Source organism: Amycolatopsis sp. NPDC058278 (assembly GCF_042881395.1).
Taxonomy (GTDB): Bacteria; Actinomycetota; Actinomycetes; order Mycobacteriales; family Pseudonocardiaceae; genus Amycolatopsis.
Map to the genome: position 1 here is coordinate 24242 of NZ_JBHVXZ010000069.1, position 15132 is coordinate 39373.

At 70.1% G+C, this 15132-nt stretch carries 16 protein-coding genes; 3 read left to right on the forward strand and 13 right to left on the reverse strand.

Features of this window, described 5'->3' with window-relative positions; all coding sequences use genetic code 11:
• Window positions 1-2 precede the first annotated feature (2 nt).
• Window positions 3-1781 (reverse strand): multicopper oxidase family protein, encoded by a 1779-nt coding sequence (locus ACFVYA_RS30720; RefSeq protein WP_387049916.1) that lies wholly within the window; start codon window positions 1779-1781, stop codon window positions 3-5.
• Between the two features lie 190 nt (window positions 1782-1971).
• On the opposite strand from ACFVYA_RS30720, the gene ACFVYA_RS30725 reads away from it, so the two are divergent.
• Both ACFVYA_RS30725 and ACFVYA_RS30730 read left to right on the forward strand, forming a co-directional pair.
• Window positions 1972-2766, forward strand: coding sequence for an HAD-IIA family hydrolase (locus ACFVYA_RS30725; protein ID WP_013230236.1), 795 nt, complete (start codon window positions 1972-1974; stop codon window positions 2764-2766).
• Between the two features lie 37 nt (window positions 2767-2803).
• Entirely contained in the window at window positions 2804-3604 is an 801-nt protein-coding gene (locus ACFVYA_RS30730; protein WP_387049918.1) for a metallophosphoesterase, read from the forward strand.
• On the opposite strand, the gene ACFVYA_RS30735 is transcribed toward ACFVYA_RS30730, so the two are convergent.
• The 12 genes from ACFVYA_RS30735 to ACFVYA_RS30790 form a co-directional block, all read right to left on the reverse strand.
• Complete coding sequence (locus ACFVYA_RS30735; protein WP_285986749.1) at window positions 3601-3975, reverse strand: YccF domain-containing protein; 375 nt, start codon at window positions 3973-3975, stop codon at window positions 3601-3603. The two genes, ACFVYA_RS30730 and ACFVYA_RS30735, sit on opposite strands and share 4 nt — an antisense overlap.
• Entirely contained in the window at window positions 3975-4736 is a 762-nt protein-coding gene (locus ACFVYA_RS30740; protein ID WP_387049920.1) for a PhzF family phenazine biosynthesis protein, read from the reverse strand. Before ACFVYA_RS30740 ends, ACFVYA_RS30735 begins: the two co-directional genes overlap by 1 nt.
• A gap of 47 nt (window positions 4737-4783) precedes the next feature.
• Window positions 4784-6250: a hypothetical protein gene (locus ACFVYA_RS30745; protein ID WP_387049922.1), complete on the reverse strand. Its 1467-nt coding sequence runs from the start codon at window positions 6248-6250 to the stop codon at window positions 4784-4786.
• A gap of 2 nt (window positions 6251-6252) precedes the next feature.
• Window positions 6253-6738 (reverse strand): hypothetical protein, encoded by a 486-nt coding sequence (locus tag ACFVYA_RS30750; protein WP_387049924.1) that lies wholly within the window; start codon window positions 6736-6738, stop codon window positions 6253-6255.
• Window positions 6739-6854: 116 nt separating this feature from the next.
• Complete coding sequence (locus ACFVYA_RS30755; RefSeq protein WP_387049925.1) at window positions 6855-7415, reverse strand: DUF3558 family protein; 561 nt, start codon at window positions 7413-7415, stop codon at window positions 6855-6857.
• A 46-nt stretch (window positions 7416-7461) separates the two neighbouring features.
• Window positions 7462-8175: an ESX secretion-associated protein EspG gene (locus ACFVYA_RS30760; RefSeq protein WP_387049927.1), complete on the reverse strand. Its 714-nt coding sequence runs from the start codon at window positions 8173-8175 to the stop codon at window positions 7462-7464.
• A 35-nt stretch (window positions 8176-8210) separates the two neighbouring features.
• The gene (locus ACFVYA_RS30765; protein WP_387049929.1) at window positions 8211-9404 is read right to left on the reverse strand and encodes a helix-hairpin-helix domain-containing protein; all 1194 of its coding nucleotides are present in this window, start codon (window positions 9402-9404) and stop codon (window positions 8211-8213) included.
• Entirely contained in the window at window positions 9401-9844 is a 444-nt protein-coding gene (locus ACFVYA_RS30770) for a hypothetical protein (RefSeq protein ID WP_387049930.1), read from the reverse strand. Before ACFVYA_RS30770 ends, ACFVYA_RS30765 begins: the two co-directional genes overlap by 4 nt.
• The gene (locus tag ACFVYA_RS30775) at window positions 9841-10416 is read right to left on the reverse strand and encodes a 4Fe-4S single cluster domain-containing protein (protein WP_387049931.1); all 576 of its coding nucleotides are present in this window, start codon (window positions 10414-10416) and stop codon (window positions 9841-9843) included. Before ACFVYA_RS30775 ends, ACFVYA_RS30770 begins: the two co-directional genes overlap by 4 nt.
• Entirely contained in the window at window positions 10404-10619 is a 216-nt protein-coding gene (locus tag ACFVYA_RS30780) for a DUF2997 domain-containing protein (RefSeq protein ID WP_387049932.1), read from the reverse strand. The genes ACFVYA_RS30775 and ACFVYA_RS30780 overlap by 13 nt, the downstream gene beginning before the upstream one ends.
• A complete protein-coding gene (locus ACFVYA_RS30785; RefSeq protein WP_387049934.1) occupies window positions 10616-12229 on the reverse strand; it encodes an AAA family ATPase in 1614 nt (537 codons plus the stop codon). The genes ACFVYA_RS30780 and ACFVYA_RS30785 overlap by 4 nt, the downstream gene beginning before the upstream one ends.
• Before the next feature lie 38 nt (window positions 12230-12267).
• Window positions 12268-13167, reverse strand: coding sequence for a hypothetical protein (locus tag ACFVYA_RS30790; protein WP_285986738.1), 900 nt, complete (start codon window positions 13165-13167; stop codon window positions 12268-12270).
• A gap of 104 nt (window positions 13168-13271) precedes the next feature.
• On the opposite strand from ACFVYA_RS30790, the gene ACFVYA_RS30795 reads away from it, so the two are divergent.
• Window positions 13272-14930: an AMP-binding protein gene (locus ACFVYA_RS30795; protein ID WP_387049935.1), complete on the forward strand. Its 1659-nt coding sequence runs from the start codon at window positions 13272-13274 to the stop codon at window positions 14928-14930.
• The last annotated feature ends 202 nt before the right edge of the window (window positions 14931-15132 follow it).

Genomic DNA, 15132 nt, shown 5'->3' on the forward strand with positions numbered 1-15132 from the left:
CCTCAGGCGGCGTCGTGGTGGTGGCCGCCGCCCGGGTGGACGTGGAACTTCGCCACCTCGGGCGGGTGCACGACGAACGGCCGCATCATGCCCTCGTCCTCGTGGTCGAGGATGTGGCAGTGGTACATGAACTCGCCGGTGCCGCCGCCGAACTGCCCGGCGACGCTCACCCACTGGCCGGGATTCACGATGATCGTGTCCTTCCAGCCCGCCTCGTACTCCTCCAGCGGGACGTCGGTGAACCCGTCGATCGGCGCGGTCGTCCGCTCCGCGGCCTGGTCGAACGTCGTCGTGAAGCGCCGCCGGAACAGCGCCTGGAACTCCGTCAGGTGGATGTGGATCGGGTGCGCGGGGCCGCCGTTCGCCACGTGCAGGATGTTCCACACCGCCCACCGGTCGTGGTCGATGAAGATCCCGGTCGTGTCGTCGAAGATCCGCCCGACCATCCGGAACGTCTTCAGGCCGCCGTTCGGGTCCTGGACCTGGATGATCCCCTCGCCGCCCGGGTCGGCCTCGACCTGCTCGAGGTCCCACAGTTCCGGGTGGCCCGCCTGGTTGAGCAGCAGCGCGATCCAGACGTGGTCGTGGTCCTCCGGCAGCGTCGTGCCGTGCTGCACCCGGACGTACGACGTCGAGATCTTCTCCGGCAGCGCGAACGGGTCGTGCTTGGGCCGGCCGTCCACCCGGAACTCCATCAGGTCCGGCTCGACGATGCCCAGCCGCGGGTCGGCGTTGCGCAGCTTGAGCTTCTGCCCCTTGAAGCGGCTGAAGTCGATGAGGACGTCGAAGCGCTCGGCCGGGGCGACGGTCAGTCCGCCGGTGGGCAGCGGCGCCGGCGCGGGCAGCAGGCCGCCGTCGGTGCCGATCAGCCGGACGGCGTCGTTGACCGGGACATTGTTCTCGTCGACCAGGTTCAGCGTGTAGAACCGCGAGTTGGCCGCGTTGAGCAGCCGGAAGCGGTACCACCGCGCGTCGACGTCCAGGTGCGGCCAGATCACCCCGTTGACCAGGTTGAACGGGCCCGAGAACGGGATCGCCGGGCCGGCCGGCGGGATGAACGGGAACTTGAAGAGCAGCTGCCCGGTGAGCGCGCCGGTCGCCGGGTCGAGGTCCAGGTTCCGGTCGGTGATGATCAGCGGGATCTCGTGGTCGCCGTGCGGCAGGCCGAGCGCGTCCTCCTCGTCGTCGCGGATCAGGTACATCCCGGCCAGGCCCGTGTGGACGTTGAAGCGCGTGATCGCCATGGCGTGGTCGTGGTACCAGAGCGGCATCGCCGGCTGGCGGTTCGGGTACTCGGCCAGCTGGGACGTGCCCTCGAGGCCGGCGTTGTGCGCCCAGCCGTCGTTGCCCGCGTTGGTCCGCGCGCCGTGGAGGTGGACGACCGTCCACGCCGGCAGGTCCGCGACGCCCTCGACGATCGAGTAGTCCGTCTTGTCCAGTTCGCGGCCGGGGCGGCTCGTCGGCGCGTCGGCGAGCGGCCCCTGTACGGCAACGAGCGGGAACTCACCGTCGATTTCGTTCGACCACGAAATCCGTAGCTGCTTGCCGCTGCGCACTTCGATCGTCGGCCCCGGGAAATGCCCCGCGTACGTCCACAGCGTACTTTCGGGCAATTCCGAGTGCAGCCGCTGCCGCTTCGTGATCATCGGAATCGTGATCATTTCCCGGTTGTGTGGCCGGAGCACGGGTGGAATGCGCAGCGGGTCCAGGAACTTGGTGAGTCCCCAGTTCGGCGCGGTGATCGGCCCGGTCGTCGCCGGGCGCTCGATGATTTCGGTCATGGTTCTCCCCCTTCGGTGCGGGGGCAGGAAGAATTGCGCGGCGGCGCGCACGCCGTCGACGTCGAAAAGTATTCCCCCGAACCCCCTCGGTGACCGGGTACGCGACTCCCCTCGCGATACCGGCAATTTCAATGGTAGCCCTTTTCCGCGTGCACCGCAGGTGTCTCGCGCGCGTGATAGGTTCCGGACCATGAACGAACGCCGGTGGACGTACCTCTCCGACATGGACGGCGTCCTGGTGAAGGAGGAGCACCTCGTCCCGGGGGCCGATGAATTCCTCGCCGAGCTGAAGGCGAACGGCATCGACTTCCTGGTGCTGACGAACAACTCGATCTACACCCCGCGCGACCTGCGGGCGCGGCTGGAGCGCACCGGGCTCGACATCCCCGAGGAGTCGATCTGGACCTCGGCGCTGGCGACCGCGAAGTTCCTCTCGTCGCAGCGGCCGAACGGCTCGGCGTACGTCATCGGCGAAGCGGGCCTGACGACGGCGCTGCACGAGGTCGGCTACGTGCTGACCGAGCGCGACCCGGACTACGTCGTGCTGGGCGAGACCCGCACGTACAGCTTCAGCGCCATCACGCGCGCGATCCGGCTGATCGAGGGCGGCGCGAAGTTCATCGCGACGAACCCCGACGCGACCGGCCCGAGCGTGGAGGGCTCGATGCCGGCCACCGGATCGGTCGCGGCCCTGATCGAGAAGGCCACCGGGCGCTCGCCGTACTACGTCGGCAAGCCGAACCCGCTGATGATGCGCTCGGCGCTGCGGCGGCTCGGCGCGCACTCGGAGTCGACGCTGATGATCGGCGACCGGATGGACACCGACGTGCACTCGGGCATCGAGGCCGGGCTGCAGACCATCCTGGTCCTCACCGGCATATCCACCCCGGAGTCGGCCGAACGCTATCCGTACCGGCCCACCATGGTGATCGACTCGATCGCCGACCTGATCGGGCGAACCGGGGACCCGTTCGGCGAAGGCTGAGCGCGAGCCGGACGGCCGCAGGGCATATCGTCAGCGGATGAGCAAGTCGACGTACGTGGTCGGCGACGTCCACGGCCACCGTGACGAACTCGCCGACGCGCTGAGATCCGAAGGCCTGGTCGACGAGGAGGACAACTGGTCCGGCGGCGAGGACCAGCTGTGGTTCCTCGGCGACTTCGTCGACCGCGGCCCGGACGGCGTCGGGGCGATCGACCTGGTCATGCGGCTCGAAGCGCAGGCGGCCGAGGCCGGCGGCCAGGTCCAGACGCTGCTGGGCAACCACGAGATCCTCGCGCTGGGGATGTACCACTTCGGCGACGAGCCGGTGCCGTCCGACTTCGGCCCGCGCAGCTTCGCCCGCAGCTGGGAGATCAACGGCGGCCTGCTGTCGGACCAGGACCGGCTGACCCCGGAGCACATCGAGTGGCTGACCGCGCGCCCGCTGGCCGCGCTCGCCGCCGACCACCTGCTGCTGCACTCGGACACGCTGGAGTACCTCGACTGGGGCTCGTCGCTCGACGAGATCAACGAGGCGGCTCGCGACATCCTCGAGGGCAGTGACATCGAGGCGTGGTGGGACGTCTGGCGCCGGATGACGACGCGCTACGCCTTCCGCGGCCCGGACGGCGAGGAAAACGCGCAGAAGCTGATGGACGCCCTCGGCGGCTCGCGGATCGTGCACGGCCACAGCGTCATCGCCGACCAGCTGGGCATCCACCCGACGCAGATCGAGGGCCCGTTCCTGTACGCGGGCGGCAAGGCACTGGGCGTCGACGGCGGCCTGTTCGTCGGCGGGCCGTGCCTGGTCGTCGAGTTGCCGTACGAGCCGGAGTCCTAGGCGATCTCGACGATCTCCTTGCCGAGCGGCACCAGCGACACCGGGATCAGCTTGAAGTTCGCGATGCCGAGCGGGATCCCGACGATGGTGATGCAGAGCGCGATGCCGGTGAAGACGTGCCCGAGCGCCAGCCACCACCCGGCGAAGACGACCCAGACGACGTTGCCGACGCACGACGCGGCGCCCGCGTCCCGCCGGTCGACGACGGTGCGCCCGAACGGCCAGAACGCGTAGCGCGCGATGCGGAACGACGCCAGCCCGAACGGGATGGTGACGATCAGGACGCAGCAGATGACGCCGGCGACCAGGTAGCCCACGGCCATCCAGAAGCCGCACAGGACGAGCCAGATGATGTTCAGCAGGGTGCGCATCAGACGTGCAGCTCCCCGCTGAGGACGGTGACGGCCTGGCCGGCGAGGTGGACGCGGTCGCCGTCCTGGCGGGTCCGGACGATGCCGCCGCGCCGGGACGCCTGTTCGCCGGTCAGTTCGGTGCTGCCGAGTCGTCCGGACCAGTAGGGCGACAGGATGCAGTGCGCGGAGCCGGTGACGGGGTCTTCGTCGATGCCGACGCCGGGGGCGAAGAAGCGGCTCACGTAGTCGTTGTCCCCCGCGGTGTCTCTCGCGGTGACCAGCAGGCGTCCGGTCCAGGTGTGCTTGAGCTGCTCGAGGTCCGGTTCGAGGGCGCGGACGGTCTTGGCGTCCGCTACGACGGCGAAGAGGTTCTCGACGCCGCGTCCGGTGTACTCGATGTCGACGCCGGGAAGGATTCCGGACAGGTCGTCGTCGGTGGGGTGCGGCGGATCGGAGGGGAAGTCCATCTCGACCCAGCCGTTTTCGGCGCTGGCCCGCAGTTCGCCGCTTTTGGTGGTGTAGGTCTGTTCCCCGCCGAGAACGTGCGTGACGGCGAGGGTGGCGTGCCCGCAGAGGGCGACCTCGACGGCGGGGGTGAACCACCTGAGCGACTTGGGGCCTGCGGTGCCGGTGACGACGAAGGCGGTCTCGGCGTGCTTCATCTCAGCGGCGACGGCCTGCATCCAGGCCGGGTCGGCGGGCTCGTCCAGCAGGACGACCCCGGCGGAGTTCCCGGCGAAGGCGCGATCGGTGAAGGCGTCGACGATGAAGAAGCGCATGTTCCCAATGTAGCCGGGGTTTTTCCGGCTTCCCTCGGGTCTGTCCCTTAGGTGGTTTCCCCGATGGTCGGCTTCACGATCTTTTCCCCGTCCGGACCGCGTTCGGGCTTGAGGTCGAAGACCTCTTCGTCGACGGCGTACTTGTTCTTGTGCTCTTTGTCGTCTTCCTTCTTTTTCCCGGCCCCAGCTGCCCCGGCGGCCCCGGCGCCGCCTTTGCCACCCTTGGCCGCGGCGGCCGCGGTCGCTCCGCGCTCGAGCCGTTCGCCGGGTTTGCTCCCGGTCTTGCTGCCTTCGCCGGGCGTTTCCTTGGTTCCCGAGCTACCCGACACTCGCGACCCGGCGAACCCGGTCCCGGCGCGTCCGGAGCCGATGCCTTTGCCGCGGGTGACGTCCCCGCCGCCGCCTCCGGAGGTGCCGCCGGAGGCGGTCCCGGGCATGGCGAGCCCGTCGGGTGTGACGCGCCCGAAGCCGCCGGCGGCGGGGGCGGCGCGGAAGTTGGAGTTGCCGCTGAAGGTGCCGGTGCCGCTGCTGGTGCCCGGGGGGATGTAGGTGGTGCCGCCCGGGCCTGCCGGTCCGACCCCGGTTCCGCTGGGGCCGCCGGTTCCGCCGGGTCCGCCCGGGCCTCCCGGTGTGAAGCTGCCGCTGGTGCCACCGGGGGCGGTGCCCGGGCCGGTGCCGCCGACGGAGGGGGTACCGCTGAAGCCGGCGCTGCTGGTGCCGTGGAAGCCACTGGCGGAGGTGGAGTCACCTTGCCCCAGCTGCGGCGGCGGGGTGTAGGTGGGCTGGGTGCTGGCGGTTTCGTGGTAGGTGGAGTCGAGGTTCTGGAGAACCTGAACGGCCTGCTGATGAGCGGCATCGGCCTGCTGCTGCTTGGCGGCAACGTCGTTCATGGTCTGCGTCGCGCCGACGACGTCCCCCGACTGGTATTGCACGGTGGCCTTGGTGATTTCGGCCTGCTGGTTGAACCCGGTGGGTTCGGGCATGTTCTTCTGCGCGTAGTCGGCAGCGGCCGCCTGCTGCGAGTACCGGTTGGAGCTGAGCTGGGCGGCGTTCGCGGTGTCCCCGGTGTAGGCGGCGGTGCTTTGGAAGAAGCTGTGCGCCTGGGCGGCTCCGGAGCCTTGCCATTGGATCTCGCTCGAGTTGACGGCGTCGTTCGCCGCGTTGGAGACGTCGGTGAGCCAGTTGCCGATCCGGTTGGCGAGCCGTCCCCGGTCGTCCAGGTCCTTCGGGTCCATGTTGGTGTGGACCATGTTGTACAGGTCCTCGTGCGTGCTGGCCGGGTAGTTCTGCCCCGGTACCGGCGCGTCGCCGCGCGTGGACTGGTTGTGCAGGAGCACCTTGCCCTGCTCGACCGAGTACTGGGCGGCCTGGTTCTGAGTTTGCGGTGTTACGCCGTCGCGAGCGTCACCCTGGTCTTCGGCGCCGAATCGGTGCACGTTCTGCTGGAGTTTTTGCTGCGTCTGGGCGTAGAAGTCGCCTTCGTACTGCCGATGTCCGGCGTGCTCTCGAGCCATCGTCACTCACTCCCGCGCAGCTTGGCGAAGGTCTGGGTGTGGGCGTCCTCGGTCTCGCGATAGTTTTTGCGAGCGATCGCCAGCGCCTCCTTGACCTGCTGGAAGCCTTTGATGAGCAGCTCGAGGTTCGGGACGAGGGACTGCTCGTCGCCCGCCGCGACCTTCACGTTGAACTGAGCCACCTGGTCGGCGTACTCGCTGGAGCCCATCCGGGGTTTCCAGGCCAGGACCTCGAGCTCGTACTCGATGCCACGGTAACCGTCGATGAATTCGTCGCAGACCTTCGTGTACTTCTCGAGCCCGGCCTGGTTGATGGCGAAGCCACCCTTCAAGGCCAAGTTCTTCAGCCCTTCGGCACCTGCGTTGAGGCGTTTCGCCCCTTCCGGGTCGGCCTGGGTGTTGAGGAGGCCGGAGAGGAAGTTCGAGCCTGCGTCCCCCGAGGCCGGTGCGGCGATCGGCTGGTCACTGAAACTCGCGTCCGAGCTCACGTCGGGTTCCCCTCCCGTCGAACAACACTCTGGGTGCCCAGGTCCTACTGTAGTTGTGACCGGCCGTCGGCGGCAGAGGTGACAGCCGGACGTATGTCACTCCCGGGGCGCCGGCCTCAGGTGCTGGGTGGCAGCAGTTTCTCCACCTTCACCGCGATGCCGGTGACTCGGTCGCAGGCCTGCTCGGTCGTGCCGTTGCCGGAGACGGAAACGAGTGCCCGCGACTTCGGCTTGACCTCGATGGAGATGGAGCACTGGCCCTCGGCGCCGATCGATCCGCGTTCGATGATCGCGTTCCGCGGTCCGACATGGCCTCGCGAAGCCTTCGACGGGTCCGGGATGCCCTGGTCGTAGCCGGTGTTGTCCTGGAGCGCAACGCCGACGGCGGCGTCACCCGGCTTGTTCGAGGCGCAGCTCCGTTCGCGGTCCACGGTGCCGGGAGCCGCCGCCGGGAATCCCTCGCCCGCCATGACCTGGTCGATGATCGTGCAGGGGCTCAAGCCCCCGAACGGGTTGTCGCCAGGACTGCCGGTCGCCGTGGTGGAAGTGGGGCTTGGGCTCGACGACGTGTCCGCGGCTTGCGGCGTTCCCCCCACCTTGCTGTCGCAGGCGCTCAGCGCGAGCGCCAAGGTGGCCAAGACGAGGACGGTGGCGCGAAGGCGAACTGCTCGGGTCACGACCTGAACACTACGGGTAGGCCACGCCGGACCGCGAGGACGCGGATCACCGGTGGGTCGTCTCCGCGATGCGCTCGTGCAGCCACCCTCTCAGGTGTCCCCCGTCCGAGGGGACGAACCTCAACCGGGACTCGCCGCCGGACAGGGACTCCGTGAACGTCAGGTAGCGGCCCGCGTCCGTGTCCACGAACGTCACCGTGCCCACCGGGCGGAGGTTGCCCTGGCCGGCTCGGGTCGACAGCTCGAACGTGCCGTGGCGGTGCGGGATCCACTGGGCGTACTCCCGCAGCGCTTCGGTGTCCGGTGGCCGGCCCGGGCCCAGCGTCGACGTCACCGGGGCCACCGGCAGCGGTCCGTAGCGGGGGAGGATGCCGACCAGGGCGTCGACCAGGTGGTCGGGGCGGATCTGGACGAAATTGATCGCGTCCGGCACCCGCTCCGAGTACACGCCCAAGCCGTGGCCGATGGTGGCTCGGTAGAACACCTGGCGGCCGTCCGTCACCTCCGCTGCCCGGACGATGATCAACACCTCCGGCTGCGTCCACGCCCGGAGCGTCTGCTCCACCTCGATGTCCAGCTTCTCCGGGCCCGCCAGCCCCCGCGCTCGCATCGCGTCCCACGCCGCCGCGAGGATGCGGTCGTGCTCCTCCAGCGTGTGGCCCGGGCTGGGGATCTCGAACGGGTGCCAGTGCGCCGGGAGGCCCGTGCGCCGGACCGCGGCGGCGACCTCCGGCAACCCCAGCGAGAATTCCTCCGGCACGTTCCCGAGCGTAGCGGAACCGGCACCCCGCGCCCTCAGATGTCGAGCTGGCGCACGCCCGTCTCGGGCAACGCCACCCGGCCGGCCGTCGCCCGTCCGCGCAACCGGACTATTTCGTGCGGCTGCAAGCCGATCGCCACTCCGAACGCCTCCACGTCCGGGAAGCCGCCCTGACGCTGTCGCAGCTCCAACGCCGAAGCCACCCGTGATGGCGTCAGGCCCGGCAGGCTTGCCAGCGAAGCCTCCGAAGCCGCGTTGACGTCCACCAGTGCCACCGGCGGAGCAGGCGGCGGTGCCAACGGAGGAACCGCCGGGACATAAGCCTCGAGCACGTCGTTCTGCCGCAGATCCCTGGTCCCGAGCCCGACCGTGAACACCCGCGATCCCGCCGTCGTCCGTACCGCGATCCCGTCGCGCGCCAGGGAAAGCACCGGCAGCTCCGCCGCGATGACCGTGCTCCGCTCGTTGAACGTCGTCCCGATCGGGCGCAGCACCCTGGTCCGCACACCCACCGTGAACGCCGCGCTCCGGCCCTCCGGCACCTCGACCGCCGCCACCACCGAGCCGTGGCCGAGGTCGCTGACGCCGTGCACCACCGCCGTTCCGTCGCGCTGCTCCACGAACTCCGGCGACGGGAACGCCGTCAGCACGTCGCCTGCCAACGGGGGCACGTCGCACTGGAAGCCCAGCAACACCGTCCCCACCTGGCCGGACGCCAGCTCCTCGAGCGGCCCCGCGGGCCCGAACAGCCCGAGCACCCGCATCGGCTGGCCGCCGCGCGCCGAAGAACACAGCGCCCCGAACCGCAGGACGCCTTCGCGGACGTGCACTTGCGCGTGGAACCCCGTCAGCGGCTCGAAAGCCGGCGCCACCACCGATGCGGCGCCCTCCTGACGGCTCATGTCCGGCCCGGCGGTGTCATCGGTGTACAGCTCCAGCGCGTCGCCGTTGCCGAGATCCCGCCGCCCCACGGCGACGAACACGTCCTTGAGGAATCCGGCGTCGGTCACCGGCTCGACTTCGCTGGAGAAGAACTTCTTCCGCACCATGATCCCCAGGCGCAGGTTGTCCTCGACGATCCGGTCGCCCCGGCGGAGCCGTGCGCGGGCGCCGCGGACCGCGCGCCCCGCGCTCACCTGCCCGCCCGGCAGCTCCCCGAGGCCGGGGACGGTGACCGAGTCGTGGATCGCCTTGCCGAACTCGATCAGCCCGACCCTGGTCTCGGTCACGACGTGGCGGCCAGCGTGACGCTGATCGACTGGTCGGCGTTGACCCGCTCCGCCTCGACGCGCATGCCCGCCTGGGCCGCCCGGTCCTTCAGTCGGGCCAGTACCGCCCGCTGCACTTCGGCCGCGTACGCCTCATCGACCGACAACACCAGCCGCGAAGCTTCCGCAGGCTCCAGGCCCGGCCCGTCGACGTGCGCCACCTGGACGCCTTCGGGGCCGTAGCCGAACGTGATCCGCCGCCCTTCCCAAGCGGCGACGACGGACGTGCCGTCGTCGGTGACCTGGGCCCGCAGCCCGGCGAGCGCGCGGGCCAGCAGATCGCGGTGGCGCATCCGGGTCCGCACGGTGACGACCCCCGGCCGCGCCTGCGCGTGCGCCGCGATCGTGGCGGCGTCGAGCTGGGCCAGTGCTTCACTGCGCAGCTTGAGCGTGACACTCATCGGCGATCCCCTTCGAGCAGCGCTTCGAGTACTTCGGTGGTGGCGAACCCGTTCAGCTCGATCGCGCCGTCGCGGGCGATCGTCAGTTCCAGGCGGTTCGGGGTGGTGAAGATCGACTCGTCGTAGCGGTCGGTCAGGAAGTGGAACCGCTGGTTCGCCGAGCCGACCCACGGCCGGGACGGCTCCGGCCGATCCGCCAGGAACGGCCCGTCCACCAGCAGATCCGTCGAGTCCAGGAGCTTCGACGGCGGCAGCTCCTCCCGGACGTGCCCGGTGAACGTCATCACCGAGAGCCCCGCCGAGCGCACCGCCGCGGCGAAGAGACCCAGCGGGCCGGCCTGGTCGAACGGCTCACCGCCGAGCAGCGTGACGCCTTCGATCCCGGAGACGGCGAGCACGCGCGCCACGAGGTCCTGCCACGACAGGGAAAACCCGCCGCGGGTCGTCCACGTCTGCGGGTTGAAGCAGCCCGGGCAGCGCACCGAACACCCCTGCGTCCACACGGCACACCGGACGCCGGGGCCCTCGGCGGCGGTGGTGTCGAAGATCCGGTGGAGGTTCAGGAGTTCCATTGCGACTGCTGCTGCGAAGCGGTGTCTTCCGCGGAAGCCGTCGTACGCCGGTAGTCCGCGGTGAACTCCGACGTCACGGTCTCCGCGCCGAGCAGGTCCTCCAGCAGCGGGATGTAGTCGAGGCACTTCAAGCCGGTCACGCCGTGCGTCTCGGCGCTGATCGAGCCGTCCTTGCCGATCGTCACGGTCACGCGGTGCGTCATACGTCGATCGTCCTCCCACTCGGTGCCGCCGGAGGCGGCGGCGCGACGGGCTCCGAAACGGGCACCGAAGTGTCCGTGGCGGCGACGGCCCTGGTCTCCGCCCAGTTCCGGATGGCCAGGATCTCGTCGGCCTGGGTGACCGACAGCGGCACGGTCGACTTCACCGCCCGCACCAGGTCGTCGCGGCGCAGGGGCCGCTTCTCGGCGAACGCGTCGACCAGTCCGGACAGCACCGCCTGCTCGATCTCGGCGCCGCTGTAGCCCGCGCTGACGTCGGCGAGCTCGGCGAACAGCGCGTCGTCCAGCCGCAGTTCGCTGCCCACGAACGGATCGGTGACGCGCCTGCCCAGGTGGATCCGCCAGATCGCGGCGCGCTCGGGCGCCGAGGGCAGGTCGACGAAGAAGATCTCGTCGAACCGGCCCTTGCGCAGGAACTCCGGCGGCAGCGAGCCGACCTGGTTCGCCGTCGCCATCACGAACACCGGCGCCGACTTCTCCTGCATCCAGGACAGGAACGTGCCGAACACGCGCCGCGCGGTGCCGCCGTCACCCCCGCCGCCGGCACCGGCGAGGCCCTTTTCGATCTCGTCGACCCACAGCACGCACGGCGCGATGCCCTCCGCGGTGCGGATGACCGTGCGGATGTTCTTCTCGCTCGAGCCCACGAGCCCGGCGAAGACGCGCCCGAGGTCCAGCCGCAGCAGCGGCAGCCGCCACATGTTCGCGACGCACACCGCGGACAGGCTCTTGCCGCAGCCGGGGACGCCGGTGAGCAGCAGGCCCTTCGGCGCCGCGAGGTTGTACGCCGACGCCGCGGGTGTCCAGGTGCCGGTGCGCTTGGTCAGCCAGCGCTTGAGCCGGTCGAGGCCGCCGACGGCGTCGAAGCTCGTCTCCGCCGGCACGATGTCGAGCATCCCGGACCGCCGCACGGCCTGGCGCTTCTCGGCGAGGATCAGCTCGAGGTCGCTCGGATCGAGCCCGCCGCCCTCGACCAGGGCCCTGGCGAACGCGTTTTCGGCCTCCGGCAGCGTCAGCCCGCGCGCGGCGGCGACGATCATGTCGCGGTCGTCGCGGTCGATGCTGATCCGGACGTTCTGCCGGTGCGCGGCGACCATGCTGTCCAGCAGCTCGCCGATCTGGCGCTGGTCGGGCAGCGGGAAGTCGACGACGGTCGCGTCGTGCTCCAGCTCCGGCGGAACGGGCAGCGACGGCGACACGAGGATCAGGCTGAGCGGCACCGGGCGGGTCTTGAACGCGGCGGCGAGCTCCCGCAGCCGGCGCACGACGTCGGGATCGGGCCGGTGCCCGCCTTCGGACACCAGCGAGGGATGCAGGTCGGCGAACACGAAGACGGCGGGCTCACCCCAGCCGTAGACGCGTTCCAGAGCGGCCGACGCGGTGCGGGTCTCGCTGATCGGCGGGCCGCCCGCGGGTGCCAGGCCGGTGGTCGACGACCAGACGTAGACGCGCCGCGGGGTGCGCAGCCGGTGGGCGTCTTCGGCGACGGCACGGATTTCCCGCAGCACCCGCTGCTCCTCGTGCGTCTCGACGACGAGCAGCGGGTAGCGCGCCTGCAGCAGCTGGGTCAGCTCGTCGCGGAACCCCGCCATCGATCGCCCCCCTCGGAGTCCGTTCGGACACTACCAACTCACGCGTCGACGACGAGGACCTCGTAGGTCGGGCTGGTGGGCGGGTAGCCGCTGTAGATGTGGGAGTTGACCACGGCGAGATGACTGCCGACCTTGAGCGCCGAGACCGGCTGGTCGAACAGCGGGTCGGTGATCGTGCCGGCGGGGGTGCCGTGGCTCAGGTTGCCGTCGAGACACCATCGGGTGATCTTGTCATCGAGCTGCACCGCCCAGAGCCGGTTCCCTTCGAGCACGAGGCTGGCGACGCTGGGCGCGGCCACGCCCGCGATCTCTTCGCTGACCCCGGTGTGCGGGTTGATCGTGTACACCTTGCCGGGGATCGTCGCGGCCACGAGCAGGGTGTTGCCGGACGGCGTGGCGATGACGTCGTTCATGAAGAAGTTCCCCGGCGAGCCGCCCGCGCCCGGCCCGGTCAGCGGCAGGGTGCGCGGCGTCCCGAGCCGGCCGGCCACGACCGGCACGAAGAACAGCTGCGGGTGGTAGGAGTCGGTGAACCACGCGCCCTGTGGTGTCACCACCACGTCGTTGACGTAGGACGTCTGCGGGTCGCCGAAGGTGAAGTCCGCGACCTTCGCCTTGGTGCGGACGTCGTAGACGTAGGCCTTGCCGCCGATCGCGCCGGCGACGAACAGCAGGCCGTGGCGCCGGTCGAAGTCCACCCCGGCCGCCATCTGGCCGGGCGGCGCTTCGATGAAGCGCTCGGCCGTGCCGCGCCGGATGTCCTCGCGGAAGATCGTGCCGGCGATGAGGTCGCCGGTGTAGTAGGTGCCGCCGCCGGCGGCGGTGATCCCTTCGGCGGACGTGGCGCCGGGCAGCACGATCACCTTCGTCGCCGCGGACGCCGGTGCGGCCACCGCGAGCAGCAGGACGGCGGACGCCAGAGCCAGGATTCTTCGCATCGGGTTCCCTCCCCTTTTCCCAGAGGGATCCTGCCACCGAGCTGGCTGACCCGGTACCTCGTTCTTAGACTCGGCGGCAGTCACCGTCGACTTCAGGAGGCACCATGCCTGACGCGCCCGCTCTGCCGAGCTACGCCTCGGGGACGTCGGAGGTCCCGCTGCTCGGGGACACCATCGGCGGCAACTTCGACCGGACGGTGGCCGCGTTCGGGGACCGGGACGCGCTGGTGGACCGCACCGCCGGCCGGCGGTGGACCTACCGGGAGCTGGCCGCCGAGGTGACCGCGCTGGCCCTGGGGCTGGTCGCGCAGGGCATCGGCAAGGGCGACCGGGTCGGCATCTGGTCGCCGAACCGGGCGGAGTGGACATTCCTCCAGTACGCGACGGCGAAGATCGGCGCCATCCTGGTCAACATCAACCCGGCCTACCGCGCGCACGAGCTGGAGTACGTGCTCAACCAGGCCGGCATCCGGCTGCTGGTCGCGTCGGACAAGTTCAAGACGTCCGACTACCCCGCGATGGCCGACGAGGTGCGCGAGAAGTGCGCGGCACTGGAGCAGGTCGTGATCCTGGGCGGCGAGGGCTGGCAGGCGCTGCTGGAGGCCGGCCGCGGGGGCGACCCGGCGCAGCTGGCGCACCTGCAGGCCGGGTTGTCGGCCGACGACCCGATCAACATCCAGTACACGTCCGGGACCACGGGCTTCCCCAAGGGCGCCACGCTGTCCCACCACAACATCCTCAACAACGGTTACTTCGTCGGGGAGCTGTGCGGCTACACCGAGCAGGACAAGGTGTGCATCCCGGTGCCGTTCTACCACTGCTTCGGCATGGTGATGGGCAACCTGGCCTGCACCAGCCACGGCGCCTGCATGGTCATCCCCGCCCCGGCGTTCGACCCGCGCGCCACCCTCGAAGCGGTCGCGGCCGAGCGGTGCACGTCGCTCTACGGCGTGCCGACGATGTTCATCGCCGAGCTCAACCACCCGGACTTCGGCGAGTTCGACCTGTCGTCGCTGCGCACCGGGATCATGGCCGGGTCGCCGTGCCCGGTCGAGGTGATGAAGCAGGTCATCGACCGGATGGGGATGGCCGAGGTGTCCATCTGCTACGGCATGACCGAGACGTCCCCGGTGTCGACGCAGACCCGGTCCGACGACTCGATCGAGCGGCGCGTGTCGACGGTCGGGCGCGTCGGGCCGCACCTGGAGGTCAAGGTCGTCGACCCCGAAACCGGCCTGACGGTCCCGCGCGGCGAGCCGGGCGAGCTGTGCACGCGCGGGTATTCGGTGATGCTCGGGTACTGGGAACAGCCCGACAAGACGAGCGAGGCGATCGACGCGGCCCGCTGGATGCACACCGGCGACCTGGCGGTGATGGACGCCGACGGCTACGTCAACATCACCGGCCGCATCAAGGACATGGTGATCCGCGGCGGTGAAAACCTGTACCCGCGCGAGATCGAGGAGTTCCTGTACACGCACCCGGACGTCCTCGACGCGCAGGTGATCGGCGTCCCCGACGAGAAGTACGGCGAAGAGCTGATGGCCTGGGTCCGGATGCGCGAGGGTGCTTCCCCGTTGACGGCGGAGAAGGTGCGCGAATTCTGCAGCGGCAAGCTGGCGCACTACAAGATCCCGCGGTACGTCCACGTCGTCGAGGAGTTCCCGATGACGGTGACCGGGAAGGTCCGCAAGGTCGAGATGCGCGAGAAGTCGATCAGCCTGCTGGGCCTGGAGCAGGCCGCGGCGGCCAAGCACGCCTAAACCGCTCGGGACGGCCGGGCGTGTCTCCTTCGCGATTCCGCGAAGGGAGGCAAGTGATGATCATCTCCGGCTGGGAGTGGTGAACCCGTGCGGGGCACCTTCGCGAAGGTGCCCCGCACGCGCCTCGGGGACAGCGCCTAAACCGATCGGGGCGGGCGTGGTCCCTTCGCGGCGGAAGGGGGCGCTTCCGGACGGAAGCGAC

What these genes read in the sequence shown, in the direction of transcription:
- ACFVYA_RS30720 (WP_387049916.1), bottom strand. Translation starts at nt 1,781, where the DNA reads ATGACCGAAATCATCGAGCGCCCGGCGACGACCGGGCCGATCACCGCG.
- ACFVYA_RS30725 (WP_013230236.1), top strand. Translation starts at nt 1,972, where the DNA reads ATGAACGAACGCCGGTGGACGTACCTCTCCGACATGGACGGCGTCCTG.
- ACFVYA_RS30730 (WP_387049918.1), top strand. Translation starts at nt 2,804, where the DNA reads ATGAGCAAGTCGACGTACGTGGTCGGCGACGTCCACGGCCACCGTGAC.
- ACFVYA_RS30735 (WP_285986749.1), bottom strand. Translation starts at nt 3,975, where the DNA reads ATGCGCACCCTGCTGAACATCATCTGGCTCGTCCTGTGCGGCTTCTGG.
- ACFVYA_RS30740 (WP_387049920.1), bottom strand. Translation starts at nt 4,736, where the DNA reads ATGCGCTTCTTCATCGTCGACGCCTTCACCGATCGCGCCTTCGCCGGG.
- ACFVYA_RS30745 (WP_387049922.1), bottom strand. Translation starts at nt 6,250, where the DNA reads ATGGCTCGAGAGCACGCCGGACATCGGCAGTACGAAGGCGACTTCTAC.
- ACFVYA_RS30770 (WP_387049930.1), bottom strand. Translation starts at nt 9,844, where the DNA reads ATGAGTGTCACGCTCAAGCTGCGCAGTGAAGCACTGGCCCAGCTCGAC.
- ACFVYA_RS30775 (WP_387049931.1), bottom strand. Translation starts at nt 10,416, where the DNA reads ATGGAACTCCTGAACCTCCACCGGATCTTCGACACCACCGCCGCCGAG.
- ACFVYA_RS30780 (WP_387049932.1), bottom strand. Translation starts at nt 10,619, where the DNA reads ATGACGCACCGCGTGACCGTGACGATCGGCAAGGACGGCTCGATCAGC.
- ACFVYA_RS30785 (WP_387049934.1), bottom strand. Translation starts at nt 12,229, where the DNA reads ATGGCGGGGTTCCGCGACGAGCTGACCCAGCTGCTGCAGGCGCGCTAC.
- ACFVYA_RS30790 (WP_285986738.1), bottom strand. Translation starts at nt 13,167, where the DNA reads ATGCGAAGAATCCTGGCTCTGGCGTCCGCCGTCCTGCTGCTCGCGGTG.
- ACFVYA_RS30795 (WP_387049935.1), top strand. Translation starts at nt 13,272, where the DNA reads ATGCCTGACGCGCCCGCTCTGCCGAGCTACGCCTCGGGGACGTCGGAG.